Annotated in this window: 22 protein-coding genes and 1 pseudogene; 5 read left to right on the forward strand and 18 right to left on the reverse strand. The window is 74.7% G+C overall.

Translation table 11 applies throughout. The annotated features are described in order from the left end of the window. Together BU198_RS21780 and BU198_RS21785 are read right to left on the reverse strand one after the other, a co-directional pair. Positions 1-524 (reverse strand): VOC family protein (locus BU198_RS21780; protein ID WP_317620246.1); only part of this gene is annotated, 524 nt, incomplete at its 3' end. Between the two features lie 107 nt (positions 525-631). Beyond that, entirely contained in the window at positions 632-1273 is a 642-nt protein-coding gene (locus BU198_RS21785) for an alpha-ketoglutarate-dependent dioxygenase AlkB (protein WP_188298543.1), read from the reverse strand. A 61-nt stretch (positions 1274-1334) separates the two neighbouring features. Here BU198_RS21785 and BU198_RS21790 point away from each other — a divergent pair, with 61 nt between their 5' ends. Then, positions 1335-1919: a hypothetical protein gene (locus tag BU198_RS21790; RefSeq protein WP_188298544.1), complete on the forward strand. Its 585-nt coding sequence runs from the start codon at positions 1335-1337 to the stop codon at positions 1917-1919. A 95-nt stretch (positions 1920-2014) separates the two neighbouring features. Continuing rightward, positions 2015-2533: a universal stress protein gene (locus BU198_RS21795; RefSeq protein WP_188298545.1), complete on the forward strand. Its 519-nt coding sequence runs from the start codon at positions 2015-2017 to the stop codon at positions 2531-2533. 7 nt (positions 2534-2540) lie between these two features. Here BU198_RS21795 and BU198_RS21800 read toward each other — a convergent pair whose 3' ends face one another. The 15 genes and pseudogenes from BU198_RS21800 to BU198_RS21860 all read right to left on the reverse strand — a co-directional run bounded on the left by BU198_RS21800 (position 2541) and on the right by BU198_RS21860 (position 19455). Then, positions 2541-4160 carry an amidohydrolase gene (locus tag BU198_RS21800; RefSeq protein ID WP_188298546.1) on the reverse strand — a complete coding sequence of 540 codons (1620 nt, stop codon included), beginning with the start codon at positions 4158-4160 and terminating at the stop codon, positions 2541-2543. Beyond that, the gene (locus tag BU198_RS21805) at positions 4157-4999 is read right to left on the reverse strand and encodes a PaaX family transcriptional regulator C-terminal domain-containing protein (RefSeq protein WP_188298547.1); all 843 of its coding nucleotides are present in this window, start codon (positions 4997-4999) and stop codon (positions 4157-4159) included. Before BU198_RS21805 ends, BU198_RS21800 begins: the two co-directional genes overlap by 4 nt. A 135-nt stretch (positions 5000-5134) precedes the next feature. After that, a complete protein-coding gene (locus tag BU198_RS21810) occupies positions 5135-5887 on the reverse strand; it encodes an Asp/Glu racemase (RefSeq protein ID WP_317620247.1) in 753 nt (250 codons plus the stop codon). Positions 5888-5955: 68 nt separating this feature from the next. Next, positions 5956-6861, reverse strand: coding sequence for a fumarylacetoacetate hydrolase family protein (locus BU198_RS21815; RefSeq protein ID WP_188298548.1), 906 nt, complete (start codon positions 6859-6861; stop codon positions 5956-5958). Between the two features lie 17 nt (positions 6862-6878). Beyond that, positions 6879-7910: a cupin domain-containing protein gene (locus BU198_RS21820; RefSeq protein ID WP_223244748.1), complete on the reverse strand. Its 1032-nt coding sequence runs from the start codon at positions 7908-7910 to the stop codon at positions 6879-6881. A 3-nt stretch (positions 7911-7913) separates the two neighbouring features. Continuing rightward, positions 7914-8042 carry a hypothetical protein gene (locus BU198_RS43380; protein ID WP_262987053.1) on the reverse strand — a complete coding sequence of 43 codons (129 nt, stop codon included), beginning with the start codon at positions 8040-8042 and terminating at the stop codon, positions 7914-7916. Continuing rightward, positions 8039-9010 (reverse strand): carbon-nitrogen hydrolase family protein, encoded by a 972-nt coding sequence (locus BU198_RS21825; protein WP_188298549.1) that lies wholly within the window; start codon positions 9008-9010, stop codon positions 8039-8041. Before BU198_RS21825 ends, BU198_RS43380 begins: the two co-directional genes overlap by 4 nt. An 8-nt stretch (positions 9011-9018) precedes the next feature. Continuing rightward, positions 9019-11412 (reverse strand): FAD-dependent monooxygenase, encoded by a 2394-nt coding sequence (locus BU198_RS21830; protein ID WP_188298550.1) that lies wholly within the window; start codon positions 11410-11412, stop codon positions 9019-9021. After that, on the reverse strand, positions 11409-11792 hold the full coding sequence (locus BU198_RS42355; protein ID WP_317620250.1) for an acyl-CoA thioesterase: 384 nt from the start codon (positions 11790-11792) through the stop codon (positions 11409-11411). Before BU198_RS42355 ends, BU198_RS21830 begins: the two co-directional genes overlap by 4 nt. 45 nt (positions 11793-11837) lie before the next feature. Then, positions 11838-13436: pseudogene (locus BU198_RS21835) on the reverse strand (AMP-binding protein); the annotation flags it as partial. A gap of 411 nt (positions 13437-13847) precedes the next feature. Beyond that, positions 13848-14912: a hypothetical protein gene (locus tag BU198_RS21840; protein ID WP_188298552.1), complete on the reverse strand. Its 1065-nt coding sequence runs from the start codon at positions 14910-14912 to the stop codon at positions 13848-13850. A 127-nt stretch (positions 14913-15039) separates the two neighbouring features. Beyond that, a complete protein-coding gene (locus BU198_RS21845) occupies positions 15040-16353 on the reverse strand; it encodes a hypothetical protein (RefSeq protein WP_188298553.1) in 1314 nt (437 codons plus the stop codon). A gap of 115 nt (positions 16354-16468) precedes the next feature. After that, positions 16469-17482 carry an alcohol dehydrogenase AdhP gene (gene adhP, locus BU198_RS21850; RefSeq protein WP_188298554.1) on the reverse strand — a complete coding sequence of 338 codons (1014 nt, stop codon included), beginning with the start codon at positions 17480-17482 and terminating at the stop codon, positions 16469-16471. A gap of 153 nt (positions 17483-17635) precedes the next feature. Next, positions 17636-18133 carry a GNAT family N-acetyltransferase gene (locus tag BU198_RS21855; protein WP_188298555.1) on the reverse strand — a complete coding sequence of 166 codons (498 nt, stop codon included), beginning with the start codon at positions 18131-18133 and terminating at the stop codon, positions 17636-17638. Beyond that, positions 18130-19455, reverse strand: a complete 1326-nt coding sequence (locus BU198_RS21860) for a DUF6271 family protein (protein ID WP_188298556.1) — start codon at positions 19453-19455, stop codon at positions 18130-18132. Before BU198_RS21860 ends, BU198_RS21855 begins: the two co-directional genes overlap by 4 nt. A gap of 357 nt (positions 19456-19812) precedes the next feature. Here BU198_RS21860 and BU198_RS21865 point away from each other — a divergent pair, with 357 nt between their 5' ends. The 3 genes from BU198_RS21865 (at position 19813) to BU198_RS21875 (ending at position 22922) form a co-directional block, all read left to right on the forward strand. Next, entirely contained in the window at positions 19813-21000 is a 1188-nt protein-coding gene (locus BU198_RS21865; protein WP_188298557.1) for a peptidoglycan-binding protein, read from the forward strand. Positions 21001-21190: 190 nt separating this feature from the next. Further along, positions 21191-21796: a DUF2269 domain-containing protein gene (locus BU198_RS21870; RefSeq protein WP_317620248.1), complete on the forward strand. Its 606-nt coding sequence runs from the start codon at positions 21191-21193 to the stop codon at positions 21794-21796. 118 nt (positions 21797-21914) lie between these two features. Then, positions 21915-22922: an LLM class flavin-dependent oxidoreductase gene (locus BU198_RS21875; RefSeq protein WP_317620249.1), complete on the forward strand. Its 1008-nt coding sequence runs from the start codon at positions 21915-21917 to the stop codon at positions 22920-22922. A gap of 109 nt (positions 22923-23031) precedes the next feature. On the opposite strand, the gene BU198_RS21880 is transcribed toward BU198_RS21875, so the two are convergent. Further along, complete coding sequence (locus BU198_RS21880) at positions 23032-24552, reverse strand: APC family permease (RefSeq protein ID WP_188298559.1); 1521 nt, start codon at positions 24550-24552, stop codon at positions 23032-23034. Positions 24553-24769 lie beyond the last annotated feature (217 nt).

A 24769-nucleotide genomic window follows, 5' to 3' on the forward strand; every position in this document is an offset into this window, starting at 1 on the left:
CCGGCGACCCTGGCGAGGGCGTGGCCGGCCCGCGGCCGGTCGTAGGTGTAGCCGAAGACGGTGCGGTAGAAGGCGCGGGCGGCCTCGGGGTCGGGGGAGAGGTGCTCGTTCCAGGCGAGCGCGCCCGGCTCGTCGACCAGTCCGGCGCCGTCGACGGTGCCCGCCTGCCAGAGCCCGAAGCGGGCGCCGAGCGGGTCGACGGCGAGTGCGGCGCGGCCCAGTTCCGGCACCTCGTACGGCTCGCGGAGGGCCCGGCCGCCGGCCGCCCGGACGGCGGCGACGGTGCGCGGCGGGTCGGGGCAGGCGAGGAAGGTGGTCCAGACGGCGGGCGGGGCGGACGGGTCGGACGGTTCGACGGCCGCGACCTGGACGCCGTACCGGGTGGCGACCGTCTCGGCGGGGCCGGTCGGGACGAACTCCCAGTCGAACAGCGCGCCGTAGAAGCGCTGCGCCCGTGCGGGGTCCGGCGTGGTGAGCACGACCCAGCACGGGACGCCGGCGTGGTAGGTGCCCGGCTTCGGCATGCGTCCCTCCTGGCGGGCCGGGTGCCCGGCGGCCGCCGTCCGGCGCCCGGTTGCCACCGGCCCCGTCTGCCAGCCTCCGCGTCCGGCGGGTGCGCGGCAAGTGGGGGTCAGGACACCCCGTGCGGCCGGAACTGGACGCTGATCCGCGGGCCCACCGGGCGGGCCGTCTTGGGGATCGCGTGCTCCCAGGTGCGCTGGCAGGAGCCGCCCATCACCACCAGGTCGCCGTGGCCGAGCGGATGGCGGACGACCGCCGAGCCGCCGGACCGGGGCCGCAGCGCCAGGGTGCGTGGCTCGCCGACGGAGAGGATCGCCACCATGGTGTCCTCGCGGGCGCCGCGCCCGATCCGGTCGCCGTGCCAGGCCACGCTGTCCCGGCCGTCCCGGTAGTAGCAGAGGCCGAGGGTGCGGAACGGCTCGCCCAGCTCCTGCGCGTAGTGCCGGCTCAGCGCCGCCCTGGCAAGGCCGAGCGCCGGGTGCGGCGGCTCGGCCCGCGCCGGGTAGGAGGCCAGCAGGCGTGGGACGTCCACCGTCCGCTCGTACATCTCGCGGCGCTCGGCCCGCCAGGGCACGGTGCCGGCCAGCTGTTCGAACAGCTCGTCCGCCCCGTGCAGCCAGCCGGGGAGCAGGTCCAGCCAGGCGCCGTCGCCGAGCCGCTGCCGCCGCAGGCCGTCGAGCGGGCCGAGGCGGATGCCGCTGCGGTCGGCGTCGTCGAACAGCGAGGGCTGGAGGTGGACGGTGCCGTGCATGGGGCCAAGCGTACGCCCTGATTCGAACACATGCTCGAATCGAAAGGTCTAGGCTGCGGGTATGGCGATCGACGGCTTCGGGGTCACCGAGTTCCAGCCCGGGCTGGTCGAGGAGGCGGTGCGGCGGCTCGGCGCCACCAGGACCTCGATGCGGGAGGCCAACAAGCGCTGGCAGGCGATGGTCCGCGCACCCCGGTTCCCGCACGGTGGCGCCCGGTACGCCGCCGTGCTCGGGCCGGCCGGGGCGAGCGTGCCGCGCCGGATCGGGGACCTCGCCTGCACCGCGCGGCAGTGGGTGCTGCCGCTCTGGCCGGACCTGCGCTTCGAGATCCTGCTCGGCCCGGCGGAGGCCGGCGCCCCGCTGCTGAACGAGTGGCTGGTGCGGGCGGCGGACGCCCCGGCGCCCGTGCTGCGCACGTCGGCGGACCTGACCCCGTGGAGCTGTGTGGTGGGCGACGTGGGGGCCGCGTTCCCGCCCGCCGTGCCGCGCGAGGGGAGTGCGCCGACCAGGTTCCGGCTGGACTTCGAGGCGCCGGGCGCCGACGGGCGGCCGCACCCCTGCGAGGCCGACTTCACCTGGGGGCTGCTCCAAGAGGTGAGGGTGTCGGCCGGCCGGGGCATGGATATGCCGAGCGATGCAAGGTGATATTCAGTGAATACCTTCGATTTGCAGGCTCAACTGAGATGATGGCAATCTAATCGCAGACATCGAAGAGATTTGACACTGGAAAGCGAAGGATCATGTCGGACGGCGCCCGCGTCATCGTCGGAGTCAGCGGTTCCCTGCACAGCCTGACCGCCCTGCACCGGGCGGCGGAGGAGGCCCGGGTCCGGGAGGCCGTCCTGGTCCCGGTGCTCATCTGGACGCCGGTCGGCGGCGAGCGCAACTACCGCGCCCGGCCGTGCCCGCCGCTGCTGCGCGCCTGGCAGGAACTCGCCGAGGCACGGATGGAGCGTGCGCTGGACGAGGCCTTCGGTGGCCTGCCGATCGGCGTTCCGGTGCAGCCGCTGGTCCTGCGCGGGGAGGCGGCCAAGGTGCTGCCCGGGCTCGCCGACCGCCCCGGCGACCTGCTGGTGGTCAGCACCGGCGAACAGGGCGACCTCCGGTCCGCGCTGCGCCGGTTGCTGCGCCGATCGGTCACCCGGCACTGCCTGAACCGGGCCCGCTGCGGGGTGCTCGCCGTCCCGCCGTCCACGCTGCACCAGGACCTGCGGGCACTGCACCGCGGCATCGACCTGCGGGAACTCGCAGCAGCCTGACGGTTCGTCAGCTCCGGTGCGTGGTGCGGCCGTCGACCACCGTGCGGGTGGGCATCAGCTCGCGCAGCGCGTCCACCGGGCAGTCCAGCGGATCGCGCGGCCACACCGTGAGATCGGCGAACGATCCCGGCCGCAGCCTGCCGCGCACGGCGCTCTCGCCGGTCAGCCGGGCCGCGTTCACGGTGTGCAGCGCGATCGCCTCGGCCCGGCCGATCGCGTGCTCGGGCCCGACCACCCCGGCCGTGGTGCCCCGGGTGGTCATGCCCCACACCGACACCATCGCGCCGTACGGGCCGACCGGGAAGTCCGAGCCGCCGGTGATCAGCGCGCCCTCGTCCAGCCACTCGCGCAGCGGGAAGAGCGCGGCGGTGCGCTCCTCGCCCCAGGCCCGTTGCTGGGTCAGCGCGCCGTCGTGCAGCAGCGGGTGCTGCACCGTCACCGGGATGCCGAGGGCGACCGCCCTGGCCCGCTGCTCCGGGCGGGCCAGGCCGCCGTGCTCGACCACCAGCGTGCCGGGCGGCAGGCCGGGGCGGCGTTCCAGCACCTGCTCGAAGACGTCCAGCAGCACCCGCAGGCCCCGGTCGCCCCAGGCGTGCACACCGACCCGCCGGCCGCGCTCCACCACCCGGTCCACCGCCGCGAGCAGCTCGGCCGGCTCCCAGAGCAGTCGGCCGTGGTAGCACGGCTGCCCCTGGTACGGCTCCTCCACCGCGCCCGCCTCGAAGCCGCCGTCGATGCCGAACTTGACGCCCCAGAGCCGCAGTCGGTCGTCGTCCCGGCCGTCGGCGCGCCAGTCGTCCATCCGGTCCAGCAGGGCGTCCACCTGCTCGGGGGTGCGGGCGGCGAAACCGGAGACCAGGGCCCTGACCCGGACGGCGAGGGCGCCCCCGGCCCGGGCGGCGTCCAGCACGTCGAGGTCCTCGACCGGGACCAGGCAGTCGCGGACGGTGCCGATCCCGGTCGCGGCGTAGCCGGCGGAGGCGGCGCGCAGGCCCTCGATCCGCTCGGCGAGGGTCGGGCGCGGCAGCACCCGTTCGACCAGCTCCACCGCCCGGTTGACCAGCCGGCCGGTGAGCCGCCCGTGCTCGTCGCGTTCGATCACGCCGCCGGGCGGCGCCTCGGTGGCCGCGGTGATCCCGGCCAGCCGCAGCGCGGCCGAGTTGAGCACCATGTTGTACGCGCCGCGGCGCACCAGCACCGGGTGTTCGGCCGTCGCGTCGTCCAACTCCCCGGTCGTGGGCATCCGTTGCTCGGCCAGCAGCACCTCCTGCCAGTTGACCGTGGTGTGGACCCACTGCCCGGCGGGAGTGCGGGCGGCACGCTCGCGGATCAGGCCGAGGAACCCGGCCAGGTCGCGGGCCCGGTGGACGGGCACGCCGTGGACGCTGTGCCCGGCCAGGACCAGGTGGGTGTGGGTGTCGTCGAAGGCGGGCAGCACCGTCGAGTCCGGGGCGTCCGCCACCTCGGTGGCGGGGCCGATCAGGGCGTCCAGCCCGTCGGGTGCGGCGGCGAGGGCGGTGATCCGGCCGCCGGTGACGGCCACCGCCCGGCGGGGCGGCTCGCCGGGCACCAGGGTGTGCACGGCGGCGGCGCGGATCAGCAGGTCGGCGGGGGCGGGGTCGGTCATCGTGGCTCCAGGATGCGGGACAGCCCGGTGACCTTCTCGACGTACCGCAGGCTGGGCTCGGCGAGCAGTGCGTGCAACTCGGTGAACACCGCGCGGGCCGGCACGGCGTTCCAGTCGGCGGGCAGCAGTGGTGCGGGCAGCCCCGGGTCCAGGTACGGCAGCCGGCGCCACCGGGTGAGCATCGGCACGTAGTCGCGGAAGGCCTCGGCCGGGTCGACCGGGGAGCCGCCGCGCAGCTCCTCGGCGGCCGGGCGCCAGGCGTCGGCGAAGGCCGCGTACTGCGCCTCGATCGCGGGTAGGTCCCACCAACTCGCCACCGCGGTAGGGAGATCGGCGAATCCGGCGTACTCGGCGGAGAGGAACAGGTGGACGTAGGCGCTCAGCCCGAGCCGGTCCAGCGTCCGGCGGGCGTCCGGCAGCATCCGGGCGGGTGCCAGCCAGACCCCGGGGGCGGCGTTGCCGAAGCCGAGCCAGCTCAGCCGGGAGCGCAGCTGGTGGCGGTGGGCGCGGGCGGACTCGGGCACCGAGAAGACCGCCACCACCCAGCCGTCGGCGAGCCGGGCGGGCTCCAGGCTGTGGAAGATCCGCCGGTCGCCCTCCTCGAAGACCGGATCCATCGCGGGTGCCAGCCGGTAGCCCGTGCCCGCGCGGCGCTCCTGGAGCAGGGTGCCGGCCTTCTTCAGCCGGGACGTCGCCGAGCGGACGGCCTGGCCGTCGACGTCCAGTTCGGCCAGCAGGGCGATCAGGTCGGCGATGGATATCCAGCCGCCGAGCCGGCGGACGAACTCGCCGTAGACGGTGTGGATCAGGGAACTCGGCCGGGGTGTGCTCTCCGACATGCGTGAAGCCTCCTCCCCGAAGGTTGCTGGCGATCATAGCGGCGGCCCCGGTGCCGCGTGTAGGTGGTGCTGCGGGCGGGCTGACCCGGGTGGAGGTCGGGCCCGGTTGAGGTCGGGCCCGGATGGCGGTCGGGCCTACGCGTAGGCGCCGGAGAGCAGGTGCCCGGCCCCGGGCGCGAAGGCGGGCAGGCCGAGGGCCCGCAGGAGCTGGTGGGTGGTGCAGACGGCGGTCGAGACCACCGGTTTGCCCAACTGCTGCTCGGCCTCCTCGACGGCGGACAGCGAGGGCAGTTGCACACAGGCCGAGAGCACCACCGCGTCCGCGTCCGCGTAGGCGAGCGCGCGGGCGATCGCGGGCAGCCGGGCCGGGTCGTGGGCGGCCACGTCCAGGTTGTCGGCGATCTCCAGGGCGGCGTGGTCGAGCACCTCGATGCCCTCGGCGGCGAGGTAGTCGACCACCGTCCGGGCCAGCGGCCGCAGGTAGGGGGTGACCATGGCGATCTTCCCGGCCCCGAGTTCGTGCAGCCCGGCGACCAGGGCGCCGGCGCTGGTGACCACGGGTGCGGGGGCACCGTTGTCGACGGTGCGCAGGTGCAGCCGCCGCTCGGCCTCGCGGTGGTACCCGGGCCCCGTGGCCATCACGGCGACCAGGCAGGCGTAGCCGATCACGTCCATCCTGGCGTCCGAGAGCTCGACGGCGCAGCGGTCGGACTCGCCGTCCATGGCGCGCAGTTGCTCGGGGGTGACCCTGGTCATCCGCATCCGGCTGGAGTGGAAGGTGAACCGCTCGGGGGCGACCGCCTCGCGGGCCCGCAGCAGGGCGGGTACCTCGGTCTCCATGGTGACGTTGGAGCTCGGGACGATCTGGCCGATCCGGTAGGTGGTCATCGGACGGACGGTCCTTTCACGGGGCCTGGACGAGCCCCGGACGTTGTCCCGGGCGGGTCCTGGACGGGTCAGCGGGCGTCGATCACGGGGTTGGCGAGCGTGCCGATCCGTTCGATGGTGGCCTCGACGAGGTCGCCGGGCCGGAGGAACTGTGGGGGCACCATCCCGGCGCCGACGCCCGAGGGGGAGCCGGTGGAGATCACGTCACCCGGTTCCAGGGTGACGCCGGAGGAGATGTCGGCGATCAGCCGGGCGACGCCGAACAGCATGTGCCGGGTGTTGGAGTCCTGCCGCGTCTCGCCGTTGACCTTCAGCGAGAGGTCGAGCCGCTGCGGGTCGGGGATCTCGTCGGCGGTGACCACGACCGGGCCGAAGGGCGCGTAGCTGTCCTGGCCCTTGGAGAAGAACCACTGCCCGGAACGCCGTTGGTCGCGGGCGCTGATGTCGTTGACGATGCTGTAGCCGAACACGTGTCGCAGCGCGTCGGCCTCGGCCACCCGGAAGGCGGGTGCGCCGATCACCACGGCGAGTTCGCACTCCCAGTCGAGCTGCTCGGTGAGGTCGGCGTTGTGCAGGACGGGTGCGCCCGGTCCGGTCACGGCGGTCGAGGGCTTGCCGAACAGCACGGGACGGTCGGGCAGTTCGCGTTCGGTGTCCAGGGTGCGGTGCGACTCGGCCACGTGCTCCACGTAGTTGAGGCCGATGCCGACGATCTTGCCGGGGCGCAGCGGCGCGCAGAGCGACACCTCGGCGAGCGGCCTGGTGGCGGGGCTGCCGGCGAGCAGTTCGCGGGCGGTGGCCAGGGCCGGTTCCCCGGCGCGGATCAACCCGAGGAGGTCGGGCGGCAGTTGGGTGCCCGCGGCGGTGGCGAGGGCGGTCAGGTCGGCGACCCGGTCGCCGTCGATCCTGGCGCCGAGGCGCGGTGCCGCGGTGCCGGTGCCGTCGTCGTCGGCGCGGTAGGTCAGCAGGTGCATGGCGGTGAGGCTCCTGGTCAGGCGGTGGTGGTGGGCTGGTGCCCGTCCGGGTGGGACTCCTCGCGGTACAGGCCGAGCGAGTGCATCACCGGGAAGTCGTCGAAGGAGAACAGGCAGGCGTCCTCGCCCTGGTCGAGGTTCGCGTGTTCGTGCCAGGCCCAGGACGGGACGACGAAGACGTCCCCCTGCTGCCACTCGAAGCGCTGCCCGGCGATCACCGAGGCGCCGCGCCCCTTGGCCGCGGTGTACACCACCGAGCCGGTGTGCCGGTGGGCGCGGGTGGCCTGGCCGGGGCGCAGGAGTTGCAGGTGGGCGGACATGGTCGGCATCACCGGGCCGCCGGTGACCGGGTTGGCGTACTCCATGATCACGCCGTCGTAGGGGGATCCCTCGGCGGCGCGGGCGAGCCGGCACAGCGCCTCGTAGCTGGGCTCCCAGGGCCAGCCGAGCAGCGGCGAGTAGGGCCGGGTCCACTTCTCGACGCCGTACGGCAGCAGATTGCCGCCGTAGCTGAGCAGCGAGGAGCCGGTGACCGGTCCGGGCCGCTGGTACAGCTCGGGGTGGACCTCGTAGAAGTTGGCGTCGAGGGTGTTGACCAGCGGGATGTCCAGGCCGTCCTGCCAGATCACCGGGGCGTCCTCGGCCTCGTTGCCGTGTTCGTGCCAGGTGTTGTTGGGGGTGATCGCGAAGTCGCGCGGGCCGACCTTGAGCTTCTGCCCGTCGATGACGGTCCAGGCGCCGGTGCCCTCGTGGACGAAGCGCAGGGCGGAGGCCTGGTGGCGGTGGGCGGTCATCGCCTCGCCGGGGCCCATGATCTGCAGGCCGGTGTACAGCAGGCCGACGGCGGCGCTCAGTTCGCGGCGGCCGGGGTTCACCAGCATCACCACCCGGCGTCCGGCGTCGTCGGCCTTCACCAGCGGCAGCGCCTTGCGCACCAGCGGGCGGAGGTCGGCGTAGCGCCAGAGCACCGGGACGGACTTCGGCTGGGGGTACCAGGGCTCGATCTCGTTCGCCACCGTCCACAGGGCACCGGCCTCGTGTTCAGCCAACTCCTAGTAGTAGGCGATCAGTTCGGGGCTTTCGGTGACCCGGGCCCGGCCGATCCGGTCGTCGTCGTGGTGCGTGGCGCCGTCGTGGTCCTGGGCGGCGCCGTGGTCCTGGGTGGCGTCGGAACCTGTCATGCCTCCTCCTCGGGGAACTCCAGCGGCCGCAGCGGGCGGTTGTCCACGTGCAGCCGGAAGACGTCGAAGCGGTTGTAGTGGCCGACGATGTCGTGCATCTGCTTGGGCTGGATGCAGCGGCCGAGGTCGATCTCGGCGTAGACGATCCCCTCCTCGTCCACCAGCGGTTCGGTGACGGCGCGGCCGTCAGGGCCGAAGATCCCGGACAACGCGCTGTGCGGGCGGGAGAGTTGCTTGCGGACCTGGGGGTCGTCGCCGGCGATCAGGTCCACCATCTCGGGCGAGATCGTGGAGCAGGAGACGACCGAGAACACCTTGCCCTCGAAGCAGTGCGCGGCGGTGCGCAGCGCGATGGAGTCCGCCATGTCGTAGTCCTCGGGGCCCACCGGCAGCGCGATGTAGCAGGCGGCGTGGACGAGTTCGCCCTGGGCCAGCAGCGTGAAGCGGGCCAGCGGGTTGGTGTTCTCGCCGCAGGCCAGCGCGCCGAGCGGGCCGACCGGGGTGGGGTGCACCGTGAGGGTGCTGCCGTCGCCCTGTGCCCAGGTCAGTTTCTCGGCCCAGGTCGGCATCAACTTGCGGTGAACGCTGAGCAGTTCACCGTCGGCGTCGATGATCAGCAGAGTGTTGTACAGCCGTCCGACGCCGGTCCGGCCGCGTTCGTTGATCCCGATCACCAGCACCACGCCGGCCTGCCGGGCGGCGGCGCGCAGGGTGTCGACGTACGGGCCGGGGACGTCCACGGCGGCGCGGTACAGGCGCTCGAACCAGGGCGAGCCCTGCACCGGGTTCATGGTCCAGTTCCAGTACGGGTAGCCGGGCACGAAGACCTCGGGGAAGACCACCAGCCCGGCGCCGTGCCGGGCCGCCTCGTGGATCAGCGCGACGGCCTTGTCGACGGTGGCGGCCGGGTCCAGGTAGACCGGCGCGGCCTGGACGGCGGCGGCGGTGAAGCGGGGCAGGTGGGGCATGGCTCTCGTCACTCCTCGGTAAGCGGCGGTGACCAGCGGCGGTGGACGGGGGCGGGTGGCTCGCGCAGCAGGTGCAGGCGTGGTGCGACCCGGTCGGCGTTCGGGCCCGGCGGCCTGCGGCTGCCCGCCCGCCAGGGTTCGGGCCACCGGGCGCCGGGCCCGGTGTGGCCCTGCTCGGCGGCGGCGTGCAGGGTCCAGAGCGGGTCGTACAGCTGAGCCCGGCCGACCGCGACCAGGTCGGCCCGGCCGGCCGCCAGCACGGAGTTCGCGTCGTCGTGGCCGGAGATCGCGCCGACCGCGACGGTCGGCAGGCCGGTGGCGGTGCGGATCAGCTCGGCGAAGGGCGTCTGGTAGCCGCGCCCGTACGGCGGCCGCTGGTGTGCCACCACCTCGCCGGTGGAGACGTCCACCGCGTCCGCCCCGGCTCCGGCGAGCGCGCGGCAGATCGCCACGGCCTCGTCCTCGGTGGTGCCGCCGGGCGCCCAGTCGCTCGCCGAGACGCGCACCAGCAGCGGCCGCCCGGGCGGCCAGACGGCGCGCACCGCCGTCAGCACCTCCAGTGGCAGCCGCAGCCGGTGGGCGAGCGGGCCGCCGTAGTGGTCGGTGCGGTGGTTGGTGAGCGGGGAGAGGAAGGCGGAGAGCAGGTGGCCGTGCCCGAACTGGAGCTCCAGCGCGTCGAAGCCGGCCCGGCCGGCCCGCTCGGCGGCGGCGGCGAAGTCCGCGGTGACGGCGGCCAGTTGGATCTCGCTCGCCTCATGCGGTACCGGGCTGTCCGGATCCCACGGGATGGCCGAGGGGGCGATCAGCGGCCAGCCGTCGGCGAGCGGGCGTCCGATGCCGTCGGGCCCGGGGGCGGTGGTCGCGCCCCGGCGGCCGGCGTGGGTCAGCTGGATGCCGACCGGGGTGTCGCTCACCGCCCGCACCGCGGCGCGGAGTTCGCGCCAGGCCGCCTCCTGGCGGTCGGTCCACAGGCCGGGGCAGCGGTCGGTGGCCCGGCCCTCGGGGCCGACCGCGGTCATCCCGGCGAGGACCAGTCCGGCGCCGCCGAGCGCGTGCCCGGTCAGCTGGGCCCGGTCGAAGCCGCTGGGCAGCGCGTCGGGGGAGGTGAAGGTGGCCAGCGGGGGCACCACGACGCGGTTGCGCAGCTCCAGCGCGGCCAGCTTGAGCGGCCGGAACATCGGCGGCACCCCGGGCGGGCCGCCGGAGGCGGCGTCCACGGCCGCCACGAAGGCCGGGTCGCGGGCCCCGAGGTTGCCGTAGGTGACCCTCCGGCTGCGGGTGAGCAGGTTGAGGGCGAACGTGTCGACGCCCTGCCCGGTGCGCCGGCCGATGGTCTCGAACCATTCCAGGCTGGCCTGCGCGGCGCGCTGGGTGGACTCCACCACCGGGCGCCGCTCGGCCTCGTAGGCGGCCAGCGCCCCTTCCAGGGTGGGCTGTTCGCCCAGTGCGGCGGCCAGCGCGAGGGCGTCCTCCAGGGCGAGCTTGGTGCCCGAGCCGATCGAGAAGTGCGCCGAGTGCGCGGCGTCGCCGAGCAGGACCACGTTGCGGTGGCGCCAGCTCGCGTTGCGGACCGTGGTGAAGCGGATCCACCGGGAGGCGTCGGGGATCAGCCGGTGGCCGTCCAGGTGTCCGGCGAGCAGCTCCGCGCAGCGCCGTACGCTCGCCAGGTCGCTCTCGCCGCGCGCCGGCTCCGGTGCGGCGAGCGCCTCGAAGCCCGCACGCCGCCAGGCGTCCGCGGCCGCCTCGACGATGAAGGTCGAGCGGGTGGCGCTGTACGGGTAGGCGTGCACCTGGAGCACGCCGAAGTCGTACCGCTCGACGATGAAGGTGAAGGCCTCGAAGACCTTGTCGGTGGCGAGCCACATGTAGCGGCAGTGGCGCTCGTCCAGCTCGGGGCGGAAGCTCTCCGGGTGGGCGGCCCGGGTGCCGGAGTGGATGCCGTCGGCGGCCACCACCAGGTCGTACTCGGCGGCCAGTCGGTCGACGGGCGGGGCGGGGGTGCGGTAGCGCACGTCCACCGCCAGTTCGGCGCAGCGCCGTTGCAGGATGGCGCGCAGCCGGTTGCGGTCCAGGGCGGCGAAGCCGTGGCCGCCGCTGGTGCGGACCTCGCCCGCGTAGCGGATGTCGATGTCGCTCCAGCGGGCGAACTCGGCGCTGATCGCGGCGAAGACCTGCGGGTCGGCCCTGGCGATGCCGTCCAGGGTCTCGTCGGAGAAGACCACGCCGAAGCCGGACTCGTGCTCCCGGCCGTCCCGTTCGAAGACGGTGAGCTCCCGGCCGGGCGCCAGCTGCTTGGCCAGGGCGGCGAAGTAGAGCCCGCCGGGGCCGGCGCCGATCACCGCGATCCGCGCGGGGCGCGGCGCGCTGCCCGTGCCGCCGGTGAGGCGCGGTGCCGCACTCATGCGAGCACCTCGGGGCGCTGCGGCCCGGACTCCGCCAGGGTGCGGCGGACCTGCGCGGGCCAGGGCTCGGCACCCGCGGCGTGCGGCGCGGCGTGCACCACCGACATCCGCCCGCTCGCGGCCAGGCCGTGCGGGCCGTGCACCTCGAAGGCGTAGTGCAGCGAGGAGCCGCCGACCCGGACCACCCGCAGCTCGGTGCGGACCAGGTCGCCGAACCAGAGCCGCTCGCGGTAGTCGGCCTCGAAGTGCACCCGAGGGATCCGCCCGAACAGGTCGGCCAGCCCGAGCCGGCGCAGCAGGGCCGCCTCCGCGGCCTCGGCCCAGCGCTGCACGGCGGAGAAGTGGTAGTGCCCGGCGGCGTCGGTGTCGGACCACTCCACCCGGCGCTCGACGGTGACGCTGGCCGGGGTCAGCGCGGCCAGCCGGCGCAGCTCGGCGCGGTGCAGCTTGCCGGTCGCGGTGCGCGGCAGCTCGGGCACGAACTCCACCGCCCGAGGGTACTTGTAGGGCGCGATGGTGCGCTTGACGTGCTCCTGGACGGCGCGCACCGTCTCGGGCCCGGCCGGCACGCCGGCGCGCAGCACCACGTACGCCTTGACCACCGCGCCGCGCCGCTCGTCCGGCGCGCCGACCACCGCGCAGTCGGCCACGTCGGGGTGGGCGGCGAGGGCCTGTTCCACCTCGGGCCCGGCGATGTTGTAGCCGGCCGAGACGATCATGTCGTCGTTGCGGGCCCGGTACCAGAAGTAGCCGTCGTGGTCCCTGACATAGGTGTCGCCGGTCAGGTTCCAGCCGTCGCGGACGTAGTCGAGCTGGCGCTCGTCGTCCAGGTAGCGGCAGCCGGTCGGGCCCTTGACGGCGAGCAGCCCGGGCTCGCCGTCCGGCACCGGGCGGCCCTGCCGGTCCAGGACCGCGGCCCGGAAGCCGGGCACCGGCCGGCCGGTGGCTCCGGGGCGGATCTCCTCGTCGGCGGCCGAGACGAACACGTGCAGCAGCTCGGTGGCGCCGATGCCGTCGATCAGCCGCTGCCCGGTGGCCGCGTGGAAGGCCTGCCAGACGGCGGCGGGCAGCGGCTCGCCCGCCGAGACGCAGCGCCGCACCCCGGCCAGCCGGTCGGCCAGCCCGGCGGCCAGGATCGCCCGGTAGGCGGTCGGCGCGGTGAACAGCACGCTCACCCGGTGCCGGCGGACCTGCTCGGCGAGCTGGTCGGGGGTGGCCTGCTCCAGCAGCAGGCTGGCGGCGCCCGCCCGCAGCGGGAAGACCAGCAGGCCGCCGAGACCGAAGGTGAAGCCGAGCGGCGGGGTGCCGGCGAAGAGGTCCTCGGGGGTGGGGCGCAGCAGGTGGCGGGAGAAGGTGTCGGCGATGGCGAGCACATCGCGGTGGAAGTGCAGGGTGGCCTTGGGGCGGCCGGTGGTGCCGGAGGTGAAGGCGATCAGCGCGACGTCGTCGGCGGCGGTCGGGACGGCGGTGAAGCCGGCGGGTTTGGCGGCGCAGCGGGTGGTGAGGTCCTCGGGTCCGCCGCCGCCGTAGCGGAGGATGCGCAGACCGGGGGTGGCCGCGGCGTGCAGCTCGTCCAGGAACCGGTGGTCGCACAGGGCGAGGACGGGCCCGGCGATGCCGTGCAGCTCGGTCAGCTCGGCGGCGCGCAGCAGCGGCATGGTGGTGACGACCACCCCGCCGGCCTTCAGTACACCGAGCCAACAGGCGGCCAGCCAGGGGGTGTTGGGGCCGCGCAGTAGGACCCGGTTGCCGGTGGCGAGGCCGAGGTCCTCGGTCAGCAGGCGGGCTATCCGGTCGGCGCGGTCGCGCAGTTCGCCGTAGGACCACTGCTCGGTCGGGGTGAGCAGGCAGCGGCGGTCGGGGCCGAAGAGGGCGATGGTGTCGTCGAGCAGGGCGGCGGCGCAGTTCAGACGGTCGGGGTAGGCCAACTCCGGTAGTTCGAAGAGGAGTTCCGGCCACTGGTCGAAGGGCGGAAGGTGGTCTCGGCAGAACGTGTCCACGTGCGCGGAGGGAGAGAGCTCCATGGGCGGGCACCTCATCGGGCGAGCGGGGAGTGAGGCCAGTATGGCGCCTCGGTGACGCCAGTCAAGAGAGCGATACATGCATTCGGGCGACGGCCTGGTGGGGGCGCTTCCGGGGTTGCGCGCTCCGGTTCCGGCCGGGATCCGACTGCCGTCGCGGTCCGGGGCCGGGCCCAGGATGGGGTGGGGCCGGCCGCATCTCCGGGCTGACCAGGGCCTCGGCCCGCTCCGCGGGGCGCGGAGTGGGAGCCTCGAACGGGGAGTGAGGTGCGGGGGTACGGGGCAGCCGGGTTCATGGGCCGAACACGCCGGGGTGGGGTTCGTCCGGGCGTGCGCGGTGGCGACCGTCCTCGGCTGCCTCGGCAAGCCCCGACGGTCAGCCCGTCACTCCGCGCTCAGCCCGTCACTCCGGGCTCAGCCGGCCGTCCCGCGGGCGGAGGCGTCCGGGGTGCGGCCGTCCTGCGCCTGCCGGGCGCGGTCGGCGAACAGCCCGGCGAAGAGAGTGAGTCCGGGCGCGGTGAGGGCGGCGCCGGGCCCCTCGTCCCGCACGATCAGCAGCACGCTGCCGACCCGGACCAGCGCGACCGCCGTGCCGGTGCCGAGGGTGCGGGTGGCGCTCCGGTCGCCGATCCGCGGGACGGCCACCGCCGTCGCCTCCTCGCCGCCGGTGCGTTCGAGCACGGTGTCGAAGGCGCGGGCGGCGGCCTCGGGGGAGGCGAAGGCGGTCACGCCGAACTCCACGGTCTGCACCGAGGCCGCGCCGAACGTCACGGTGGCGTAGGCGAGCTGCTGGTCGCAGGAGTCCGGCAGCAGGCACCGGGCCGGGTCGGCCGTCCCCGTCCCCGACTCCGCGGCCCGCTGCACCCGCCAGCCGCTGGGCATCGCCCCCTCGTCGGGCAGCACCCCCTGGACCAGCGCCGGGTCCCGCAGCGGCTGCGCGGCGTGCGCCAGGCCGGGCCCGCCCGGCTTCAGCAGCGGGCGCGAGCCCAGGTGGATGCCGAGCGCCACCAGCGCGGCGATCAGCACCAGGGCGAGGGCCACCAGGATCCCGGTGCTGCTCCGTCTGCCGGTGAGCAGCCCGGCGCGGGCGGCCCCCGGGTCCACCCGCAGCTGGACGGTGCCCGGGCTCTCCGGCCGTGGGCCGGTCCGCAGCTGGACGGTGGCGGGGCCCTTCGGCGGTGGCGGACCGGCCGGGCCGGTGCGGAGCTGGACGGTCCGCGGGCCGGCGGGCCGCCCCAGCGCCGTGGTGGCCAGGTACTGGGCGAACGCCGGGTCGGAGGCCAGCAGGTGGGCCACGGCGGCGGTCAGCAGCGCCCGGGCCTGCGGGTCCTGTGGGCTCGCCTCGGCCGCGGTGAGGGCCCGCGCCCCCTCCGGCACCATCCGCAGCCGCGCCCGCACCACGTCCGCGACCGCCTGATGCGGCCCGTCGTCGAGCAGCGCCGTCACCACGGCCCCTTCGGGCCCCCGGCCGTCCCCCATGGCAACTCCCCTTGCCGCACGAGTGGTCGCCTCCACCATCCCGGACCGACGCCCGGTTCGTACCCACGCCGAACGGAACGGAGACGCAACTGCAACCCCACCCGGACGAACCGGGCCCGGCCGGGCGCTACCGGACCAGCGCCCTCAGGACCTCGGGCGGCAGCGCCGGGTTCCGCGCGGCGGCCTCGGCGGTGCGCGGGTCGGGGGAGGCCAGGCAGCGGGCGAGGGCGCCCGGGGTGGCGTGGCGGTGGGCGGCGACGGCTCGCAGGGCCTTGGCGGGTACGGGTTCGGCGGCGGCGATGCGGTCGAGCAGGGTGCCCGGGGCGTCGGGGTTGGCGGCCAGGGCGGTGGCCAGTTTGCTGCCGAACCGGTCGAGCAGGCCGGTGAGCAGCGCGGGCGTGAGGCCCGGGTGCGGGGCGACGGACGTCACCACGCTCGCGTCCCGGTCCCCGGCCAGCCGGTCGCGCAGCGGCCCGGGCAGGCCGCGGTGCCGGGCGACGAGCATCCGCACCCGGGGCTCCGGCGAGGCCGCGAGGGCGGTGAGTTCCTCCGGGCCGGCAGCGGCGATCCGGGGGAGCAGGGCCGGGCCGATCCGGACGGTGACAGCGAGCCGCCCGAGGAGGTCGAGCGGGACGGACGGGTGGTGGGCCAGCCGGCGCCGGACCTGGTCGTCCCGGTCGGCGGCGAGCCGGTGCATCAGCGGCAGGTCGATCCCGGGGTTCTCGGCGAGGACGCACCGAACCCAGGGACTGTCGTCCTCGGCGAGCCGGTGGTAGTGCCCGGCGGGCAGTCCGGGGTGCGCGGCGAGCCGCTGCCGGACCGGCGGCAGGTCGGTGAGGGCCCCGGCGGCGGCAGGCCCGGGGGTGGCGGGGTTGCCGGCCGCCTGGGCGCGGACCCGGGCGTCGTGGTCGGTCAGCAGGGTGGTGAGCAGTTGCGGCGGGGCCGTCTCGTTCGCCGCGACCCAGAGCCGCACCTCGGCCTCGGGGTGCCGGGCGATCCGGCCCAGCAGGTCGGGGCGCCGGGTGTGGAGGCCGAGTTCGGCCACCACGTCGGTGTCCTGATCGGCCGCGAGGACCTCGGCGGCCCCGTCCGGGAGCCCGGGGCAGGAGGCGAGCCGTATCCGCAGGTGGCGGTTCGGCGCGAGGGCGAGCAGCGGGGCCCAGGCCGGTGTCCCGCGTCCCTGGTCCAGCAGGGCGAGCGCGGCGTCGGGCCGGGCGGCCGGATCGACGTCCTCCGCGCGCAGCAGGCCGCCGACGGCAAGTTGGACGGCGGCCTCCTGGTGGCCTTCGGCGAGCCGCCGGACCTGTGCCGGGTCGAGGTCGGTCCGTTCCGCGAGGGCGCAGGCCAGCTCCTCGTCGGCGTCGGCGGCGTCGAGCAGCCGCCCGAGGAGGTCGGGCGGCAGGGCGGGATTGCGGGCGACGGCGTGCAACAGCGGCGGCATCGGGGCATTGTGCCCGCCGTCGGGCCGGGCCCGCCGCCGGTTTTCGCGGCGCGGCACCGGTGCCTGCGGCGCGGCACCGGTGTTCGCGGCGCGGTCCAGTCGTAAGAGGGGGGAGTCAGCGCAGGTCGAAGACCAGGCGGGCGGAGACCTTGCCGCTCAGCACCTCCTCGAAGCAGGCGTTCACGTCCTCCAGCCTGCGGGTCTCGCGGATCACCCGGGTGCGGCCGAGGGCGTGCAGCCGGAAGACCTCGGCGAGGTCCTCGCGGGTGCCGACGATCGACCCGATCACCTTGGTGCCGTTCAGCACCGTCTCGAAGACCGGGAGTTCGAGCTTGCCGCCGGCCGGGAGGGCGACCAGGACGAGGGTGCCGCCGCGGCGCAGGGCACCGTAGGCGGCCTGGAAGGAGGCGTTGCTGACGGCGAGGGCGATCGCGGCGTGGGCGCCGCCGAGGGCCTGGACCTCGGCGGCGACGTCCTGGGTGCGGGCGTCGAGGACGTGGTCGGCGCCGAGTTCGCGGGCCAGGGCGAGCTTGTCGTCGGTGACGTCGACGGCGATGGTCTCGGCGCCGAAGATCCGGGCGTACTGGAGGGCCAGGTGACCGAGCCCGCCGATGCCGGAGACCAGTACCCGGGTGCCGGGGCCGGCGCCGGAGACCTTGAGCGCCTTGTAGGTGGTGACGCCCGCGCAGGACAGCGGGGCGGCGTCCAGCGGGTCGGTGCCGTCCGGGACGGGGACGACGTAGTCGCCGTGCGCGAGCGCGTACTCGGCGTAGGCGCCGTCCACCGAGTAGCCGCTGTTGTGCTGCTGGAGGCAGAGCGTCTCCCAGCCGGTGACGCACTGGTCGCAGCGTCCGCAGGCGTCCGCGAGCCAGGGGATGGCGACCCGCTCGCCGACCCGGACGTGCCGGACCTGCGCGCCGGCCGCCTCCACGATGCCGACGCCCTCGTGCCCGGGGACGAACGGCGGGCTGGGTTTGACCGGCCAGTCGCCGTGGGCGGCGTGGATGTCGGTGTGGCAGAGACCGGAGGCCTCGATCCGGACCCGGACCTGGTGCGCAGCCGGTTCGGGGACCGGGTGGTCCTCGATGGTCAGCGGTGCGGTGAAATCGCGGACGACGGCGGCCTTCATGCGCTTCTCCCTCGGGCGTACGGGCGGGTGCTGCCGGCGGCTGCGCGTACGGCGCAGCCGCCACCAGCTTCACCCGATGGGGTGATCCCCGCCGTCCGAACCGGGTTGAAACTAGGCCGAAAGAGTGATCATTCGTCCACGTATCCCCGCAGGTCAGCGCACCGGCATCGACATGTAGACGGCGCGCCGCCCGTAGGAGGCCGGGACCGCCACCTCCCGGTGCGCCCGGTAGCCGAGCAGCCGCAGCAGGATGTCCGCGCCGCGCACCGCGACCATCGAGATCCGCTCGTAGCCCAGCTCCTCCGCGTGCGACCGGAAGTGCCGGATGAACCCCAGCGCGACCTCCCGTCCGCGCAGCTCCTCGGCGATCACCAGGTCGTGCACGTGGAGGTTGTCCGAGGCGAAGGCCCCGTCCTCCGGCCGGGCGAGGTCCGGGCAGCGCAGCGGCGGGTACGGCAGGCTCAGCAGGTAGCCGCGGACGGCGCCGTGGTGCTCCAGGACGAAGCAGGTCTCCGGCGAGCCGAGGGCGCGGGACTGGAGCGCCTCCCGGCCCTCCGACAGGCCGTCGGCGGCGTAGGCGTCGTGCTCCAGCGCGACCACGGCGTCCCAGTCACCGTCGGCCAGGAGCCGGATCCGGAGGTCCTCGCTCACCTGGCCGAGACCCCGGAAGCGGTGCCGAGCCCCTCCGCGCGGGCGGCGGCCACCAGTGCCGCCCAGGCCTCCACCAGCACCACCCAGCGCCTGGCGTCCTCCTGCGCCTCGTCCAGGAGCTGCTGCCGCTGCCCGGCCACCGCGTCCGCGAGCTCGGCGTACTTGCCGCCCAGCTTGCGGTAGGAGCGGTCCAGGACGTCCAGGCAGTGCTCGTTCCCGGCCTGGTCCCAGTCGACGCTGCCCCGCGCCAGGTCGAGGATCGGCTCGATCCTCAGCCCGTGCCGCTCGTCCAGCAGACCGCGGCCGAGGTCGATCATCCCGCCGTAGACCGGGTACAGGTACAGCATCGAGAGCAGGAACTTGACGAACCGCGTCTGGTAGGCGATGAAGCCGGCGCCGGTGCGGCGTTCGGGCGTGTAGTAGTTGACGATGTGCCGGTTGTGGACGACGCCGGGCATCCCGGAGTGGACCAGGGCGTGCAGCAGGACGTAGTCGCTGCCGATCGTCTCGATCGAGGGCAGCAGTGGCAGCACCTCGTAGGCCCGGTGGTCCAGGGCGGTGTTGCACATGAAGACGTCCCAGATGTCGGGCACGCCGAGGACGGACTCGTCGGTGCTGAACGGCTCGGAGTCGGCGCCCTTGAAGGAGACGTCCACCATCGCGTCCTTCTCCTCGTCCGACCACACCGGCGGGGCCCACAGGCGCACCACCTCGCGGTAGACGTCCGGGTCCAGGTCGTGCATCTCGCTGATGTCCACGCAGAGTTCGCCGACGAAGGAGCCGGCGACCAGCATCACCGGCTTGTCCGCGTCGGCCGGGTCGAGCACGGAGCGGGACACCCCGGCCGCCGCCTCGCCGGCCGGCCGGCCGATCGAGAGCAGCTCGTGGTGGATCGGGAAGACCTTCCGGCCGTCGAGGACCTGGAAGTCGGCGTCGTCGTTGCGCAGGTGCACCGAGGTGCAGTCCAGGGCGGCCGCGCCCAGGAAGAGCCGGTTGACGCAGGAACCGTACGCGACGGCCCGCGGGAGCATCAGGTCGAGCAGCAGTTCGGGGTCGGCGGCGCCGGAGCGCACGCTCGCCCGGTGCAGGAACTCCCGCTGCTGCGCCTCGCCGAGGTGGTGGACGAACACGCCGGGGGTGGGCTCCAGCGCGGCCACCGCGCCCGCGTTCTTCGCGAACTCGACGGCGTCGGTGGTGTCGAGGATGAGGAGGTGCACCTCGACCCCGAAGTTCTCGACGGCGTAGGCCGCCTCCTCGGCGAGGTCCACGATGGTGTCGGGGCAGGGGCGCATGGTGGGCAGGGCGAGGCAGACTCTTTGCATGGTGCGGGTTTCTCCGTCGGATCGTCAGATTCGGTTCCACGGTTGCGAGTTGAGCGCGCACGGAAGCCCCGGGCGTCGGCTCGGACCGGTCCGCCGACCACCGTGGACTAGACCACTTGTGATGTCAACGATTGACAGCCGGGCCTCGGCGGGGTGAAATGCGCCCCTCGCCGCGCGATCGGCCGTCCCCGCACGGGCGCCCGAATCGCACACGGAGGCGAATACCCTCCGCAGAGTCGAACGGCCGGGCGGGCTCACGGGGTTCACCGCCGCCCATTTGCGCCCTCGGGGTCAATCCGCGAGCCGTACCTGCCGATACCCGAGGTGATGCCCTCACGCCGTTCGGAGGAGACCACGATGCCCGAACTGTGGCTGCCCGGTGCCGAGGTCCACGACCTCGGCGATCACGCGCCGACCGACCAGCAGTACCCGCCGAAGGCCATCGCCCACATCACCTGGGACCGCAACGCCACCGCCGCTGCGCCGCAGGACTGGTGCTCCTACGAGGACCTGGTCGGCTACTTCACCGGCAGCGGCGCCGGGAGCGCGCCGCACCTGGTCTGGGACCCGTTCAGCGGCCGCGCCACCCAGCTGTTCCCGGCCGACTCCCGCTCGAAGAGCCTGCTCAGCCCCGCCCAGAGCCCGACCCGCACCAACCGGGCCGGGCGGGTGGTGATCCAGATCGAGGCGGTGTTCTTCCCCTACTGCCGCTACCGGGGCGGCACCTACCCGCGGCTCGTCGACACCCCGTGCGCGGGCTGGGACCGGATCCACGCCTGGATCTCCTCCTGGGGCGTGCCCGACGTATGGCCGATGGGCCGGCCGGCCGACTTCTCCGGCCACCGCGACGAGCGGGCCTGGGAGACCTGCGGCGGCTGGTACGCGCACGCCCACGTGCCCTTCAACGACCACACCGACCCCGGCACCTGGCCCGACTTCACGGGCGGCTCCCCGGACATCCCGCCCTCGCAGCAGCACCCGGTGCCCCCGGCCACGCCCGCCCGCTACCAGGTCAGCATCAACGGCCTGGGGTACGGCTACGGCGCCCAGGGCTATCAGGTGACGACGGTCGGACGGGCGCTGGTCTCGCACGGCTTCGGCAGCCACTACCGCTCCGGCCCCGGCCCGGACTGGACCGACGCGGACACCGCGAACTACGCGGACTACCAGGGGAGTCTGGGCTACTCCGGGCAGGCGGCGGACGGCGTCCCCGGCGAGGGCTCGCTGCGCCGGCTGCTCGGCTACCTGCCCGGGCAGCGGACCGTCTCGGTCTCCCACGTGATCGCGGCCGCCCAGTCCGATCCGGGGGCCGCGCAGGGGCACCTGACGTACGGGGCCGAAGTGGCGATCGTGGAGCAGGCGCTCGTCGACGAGGGGCTGCTCGACCAACGGTGGGCGGACGGCTCGTTCGGCAGCCTGACGGTCTCCGCGTACGCCGCCTGGCAGCGGCGCTGCGGGTACCAGGCGGGGGCGGCGGACGGGATTCCGGGGCAGGCCTCGCTGCAGCGGCTGGGCGCGGAGCAGGGGTTCGCGGTGACCGACTGAGCCGTGGTGCCGCTCCCGCTGGTGCTCCCGCTGGGACCGCTGCTCCCGAGGGAGTAGCGGTCCCAGCGGTTGCCGAGGGTGCGTACTCGCCTGGGAGTAGACGAGGTTACTTCCACCGTCAGATGCCCGATGAGGCTCGGACGGGAGAGCCTGGGGCCGTCCTGATGGCCCCGACTCGAAGGAGGTGCCCGTGCGCTCGCCCACCGGCGCCGTCGTGGCGCCCGACCCGGCGTCCGGTGGCAGGCGGCCGTCCGCCGACCGCCGCCTGCCACCGGGGGCACGCAAACCCCTGGTCGTCCTGCACGTCGTCGCCTCGGTGAGCTGGCTGGCATTGATGCTCTGCCTGCTCACCCTGGCGGTGACGGCGCTGACGACCGGGGACGCCGACCGGCTGCGCACCGCCTACCGGGCGATGGGCCTGCTCGGCGACGCGCTGGTCCTGCCGCTGAGCCTGCTCACCTTCCTGAGCGGGGTGGCGCTCGGGCTCGGCACGTCCTGGGGGCTGTTCCGGTACTACTGGGTGAGTACCAAGTTCTGGCTGACGCTCGGGGCGATGGCGGCCTCCGTCTTCGCCCTCACCGCCCGGCTGCACGACGCGGTGCGGGTGACGGAAGCCCATCCGACCGGGCCGATCACCGTCGCTGACCTCGGCTTCGTCCGCTACAACACCGTGATCGTCCCGGCGGTGGCGCTGACGCTCTACCTGTTCAACGTGATCCTGTCGGTGTACAAGCCCTGGGGGCGGCGCAAGGCCGCGGGCACCCTCCGGCGCCGAATACCCGGGGCGGGCTCCTGAGCCGTGGACCATGAGCCGTCGGCTCCAGCTCCAGCTCCGGCTCCGGTTCCGGCCCTGGCTTCGGCTCCGGCCCCGCAGCCCGGGAATGCCGGTGCGACGGGCGGGCGTTGTCCACCGCGTGACCAGTGCCGCGCCCAGGACCAGGCTCTCCGTGCTCGACCGCTCCCGGACCAGACAGGGAGAGGAGCCGGCCCAGGCGCTGCGGGACACGGTGGCCTTCGCCCGCGAGGCGGAGCGGCTCGGCTACCACCGGTTCTGGGTCTCCGAGCACCACGGCGTGCCGGGGGTGGCCGGATCGGCTCCCACCGTGCTCGCCGCGGCGGTGGCGTCGGCCACCACACGGATCCGGGTCGGCACCGGCGGGGTGATGCTGCCCAACCACCAACCGCTGGTGGTGGCCGAGCAGTTCGGGGTGCTCGCCGCGCTGTTCCCGGGGCGGATCGACATGGGGCTCGGGCGCTCGGTGGGCTTCACCGACGGTGTCCGGCGGGCGCTGGGGCGGGAGAAGGACGTCGCGGACGAGTTCGGCGCCCAGCTGGCCGAACTTCTCGGCTACTTCGACGGCTCGCAGCAGGCGCACCGCGGGGTCCACGCCCGCCCGGCCGAGGGCCTGCACGTTCCGGCCTTCGTCCTGGCCACCGGCGCGGGCGCCGACCTGGCCGCCGATGCCGGGCTGCCACTGGTGATCGCCGCCGCGCGCGGGGAGGACCGGATGCTCGCGGCGATCGACCGTTACCGCACCCGGTTCCGCCCCTCCGCGCAGTCCGCCGAGCCGTACGTGGTGGTCTCGGGCACGGTGGCGGTCGCCGACACGGCCGAGCGGGCGCGTGAGCTGCTCGTCCCGGAGGCCTGGTCCGGCGCGTACTCGCGCACCCACGGGGAGTTCCCGCCGCTGACCCCCGCCGCCGAGGTCCGTGCCCGGGAGATGACGGCAAGGGAGCGGGCCGCGTACGAGCAGTCGCTCAAGGGCCACATCGCGGGCACCCCGGAGCAGGCCGCCGCCGAGCTTGGGGCGCTGGTGGAGCGCAGTGGGGCGGACGAGTTCCTGGTCAGCACCAGCACCTACGACCGGGCCGCGCTGTTCGACTCCTACCGGCTCCTCGCCGAAGCGGTCGGCCAGGGCTGAGCGGTCGGCCCCGGTGAGGAGCCCGGGCAGCCCGCGCAACCAAGGCCGCCGGGGCAACCAAGGCCGCCGGGGCAACCAAGGCCGCCGGGGCAACCGGGGCAGCCGTGGCTCAGCCTTCGCCGGCCCCGGTGGTCCCCAGCCGCGCGTAGACCTCCGGCCGCCGGGCCCGCAGCCGCAGGGCGATGCCGACGCCGGTCAGGAACACCACCGGAACGATCGCCACCAGCGGCCAGTTGACCTCGGGCCCGGCACTGGTGAACAGGTCGAGCCGCCACACCACCAGCACGGTGGCCCCGCAGAGCAGCACGGTGGCGGCCAGCGGTGCGACGACCGTACGGAACACCCCGGCGCTCGCGGCGGCCGCCCGGTTGCGGCGGAAGAAGGCGAACACCGCGAACGCGGCCAGCGCCTGGAGCACCAGGATGCCGACCACACCGGGGGAGTTCACCCAGAGGAAGAACTGGTCGTACGGGTCGGCCCCGATCAGCGCCGCGACCCCGACGGCCACCGCCGCCAGCACCGACTGCGCGATGCCGCCGATCCACGGCGAGCCGTGGCGCGGGTGGATCCGGCCGAGCGCGGCCGGCGCGGCCCGCTCGGTGGCCAGCGCGTAGCCGTACCGGGTGATGGTGTTGTGGAAGGCGAGCAGCGCCGCGAGCAGGCTGGTCACGATCAGCACCCGCTGCACGTCCGTCGCCCAGCCGCCGACGTAGTCGGTCATCGCGGTGAAGAACATCCCGGCCGGGTCGGCGGTGGCGGTCGCGACGGCCTCGGTGTCGCCGAAGGCCTGCACGATCACCCAGGTGACGAAGGTGTAGAAGAGCCCGAGGAAGGCGATCGCGGCGTAGGTCGCGCGCGGCACGGTCCGGTGCGGCTGCCTGGCCTCCTCGCGGTAGATCGCGGTGGCCTCGAAGCCGATGAAGGCGGCGAAGGAGAGTCCGAGCACCCCGCCCATCCCGCCGGAGAACACCTGCTTCGGCGCGAACGAGGACAGGCTGAGCCCGTGCGCCCCGCCCTTGGCCAGCACCGCCACGGCGAGCACCAGCAGGATGCCGGTCTCGGCGATCAGCAGCAGCCCGAGCACCTTGGCCCCGAGGTCTATCGAGCGGAACCCGAGGAACCAGACCACCGCGACCCCGAACAGGGCCCAGACCGGCCAGGGCAGGTCCAGCCCGAGCAGGTCGGCGGCGGTGGTGTGGGCGAAGTACCCGAAGGCGCCGAACATGCCGATCTGGATGGCGTTGTACGACAGCACCGCGAGCAGGGCCGCGCCCAGCCCGGCCGCCCGGCCGAGGCCGCGGGTGACGTAGGCGTAGAAGGCGCCGGCGTTGCGGATGTGTGCGGTCATGGCGGTGAAGCCGACCGCGAAGAGCGCCAGCACCACGCCGGTGGCCAGGTAGGCGACCGGCGTGCCGATGCCGCCGAAGGAGATCGCGAACGGTGCCACGCCGGCCATCACGGTCAGCGGCGCGGCGGCGGCCACGACGAAGAAGACGATGTCACCGGTGCCGAGCACCCCGCGCTCCAGGCCGCCGGGGGCGTCCGGGGAGGCGGGGGAGGCAGGTGGGGACGAAACGGCGTCGGGGGGACGGAGTGCGGAGGAGGAAGCAGCGTCGGAGGGCAGGTTCATGGGGGAGCTCTCCTGGGGTCGTACGGACGAGGGTAGGGCGGTCGGCGGCGGACTCGCGTCGGCCGCCGACCGGGGGGACGGGGCAGGGCCGCCGTGGGGGACGGCCGGAACCCGTCGGGACGCCGGCCGGGACGCCGGCCGGCCCGGGCCAGCCGGAGCGGTGTCGGTCGGAGGGCGTGCCGGCGCGTACGCGCGCCGCCTCAGCGCGCCGATCCGT

The organism is Streptomyces sp. CBMA156 (genome assembly GCF_014596515.1).
In the GTDB taxonomy this organism is placed as follows: Bacteria; Actinomycetota; Actinomycetes; order Streptomycetales; family Streptomycetaceae; genus Kitasatospora.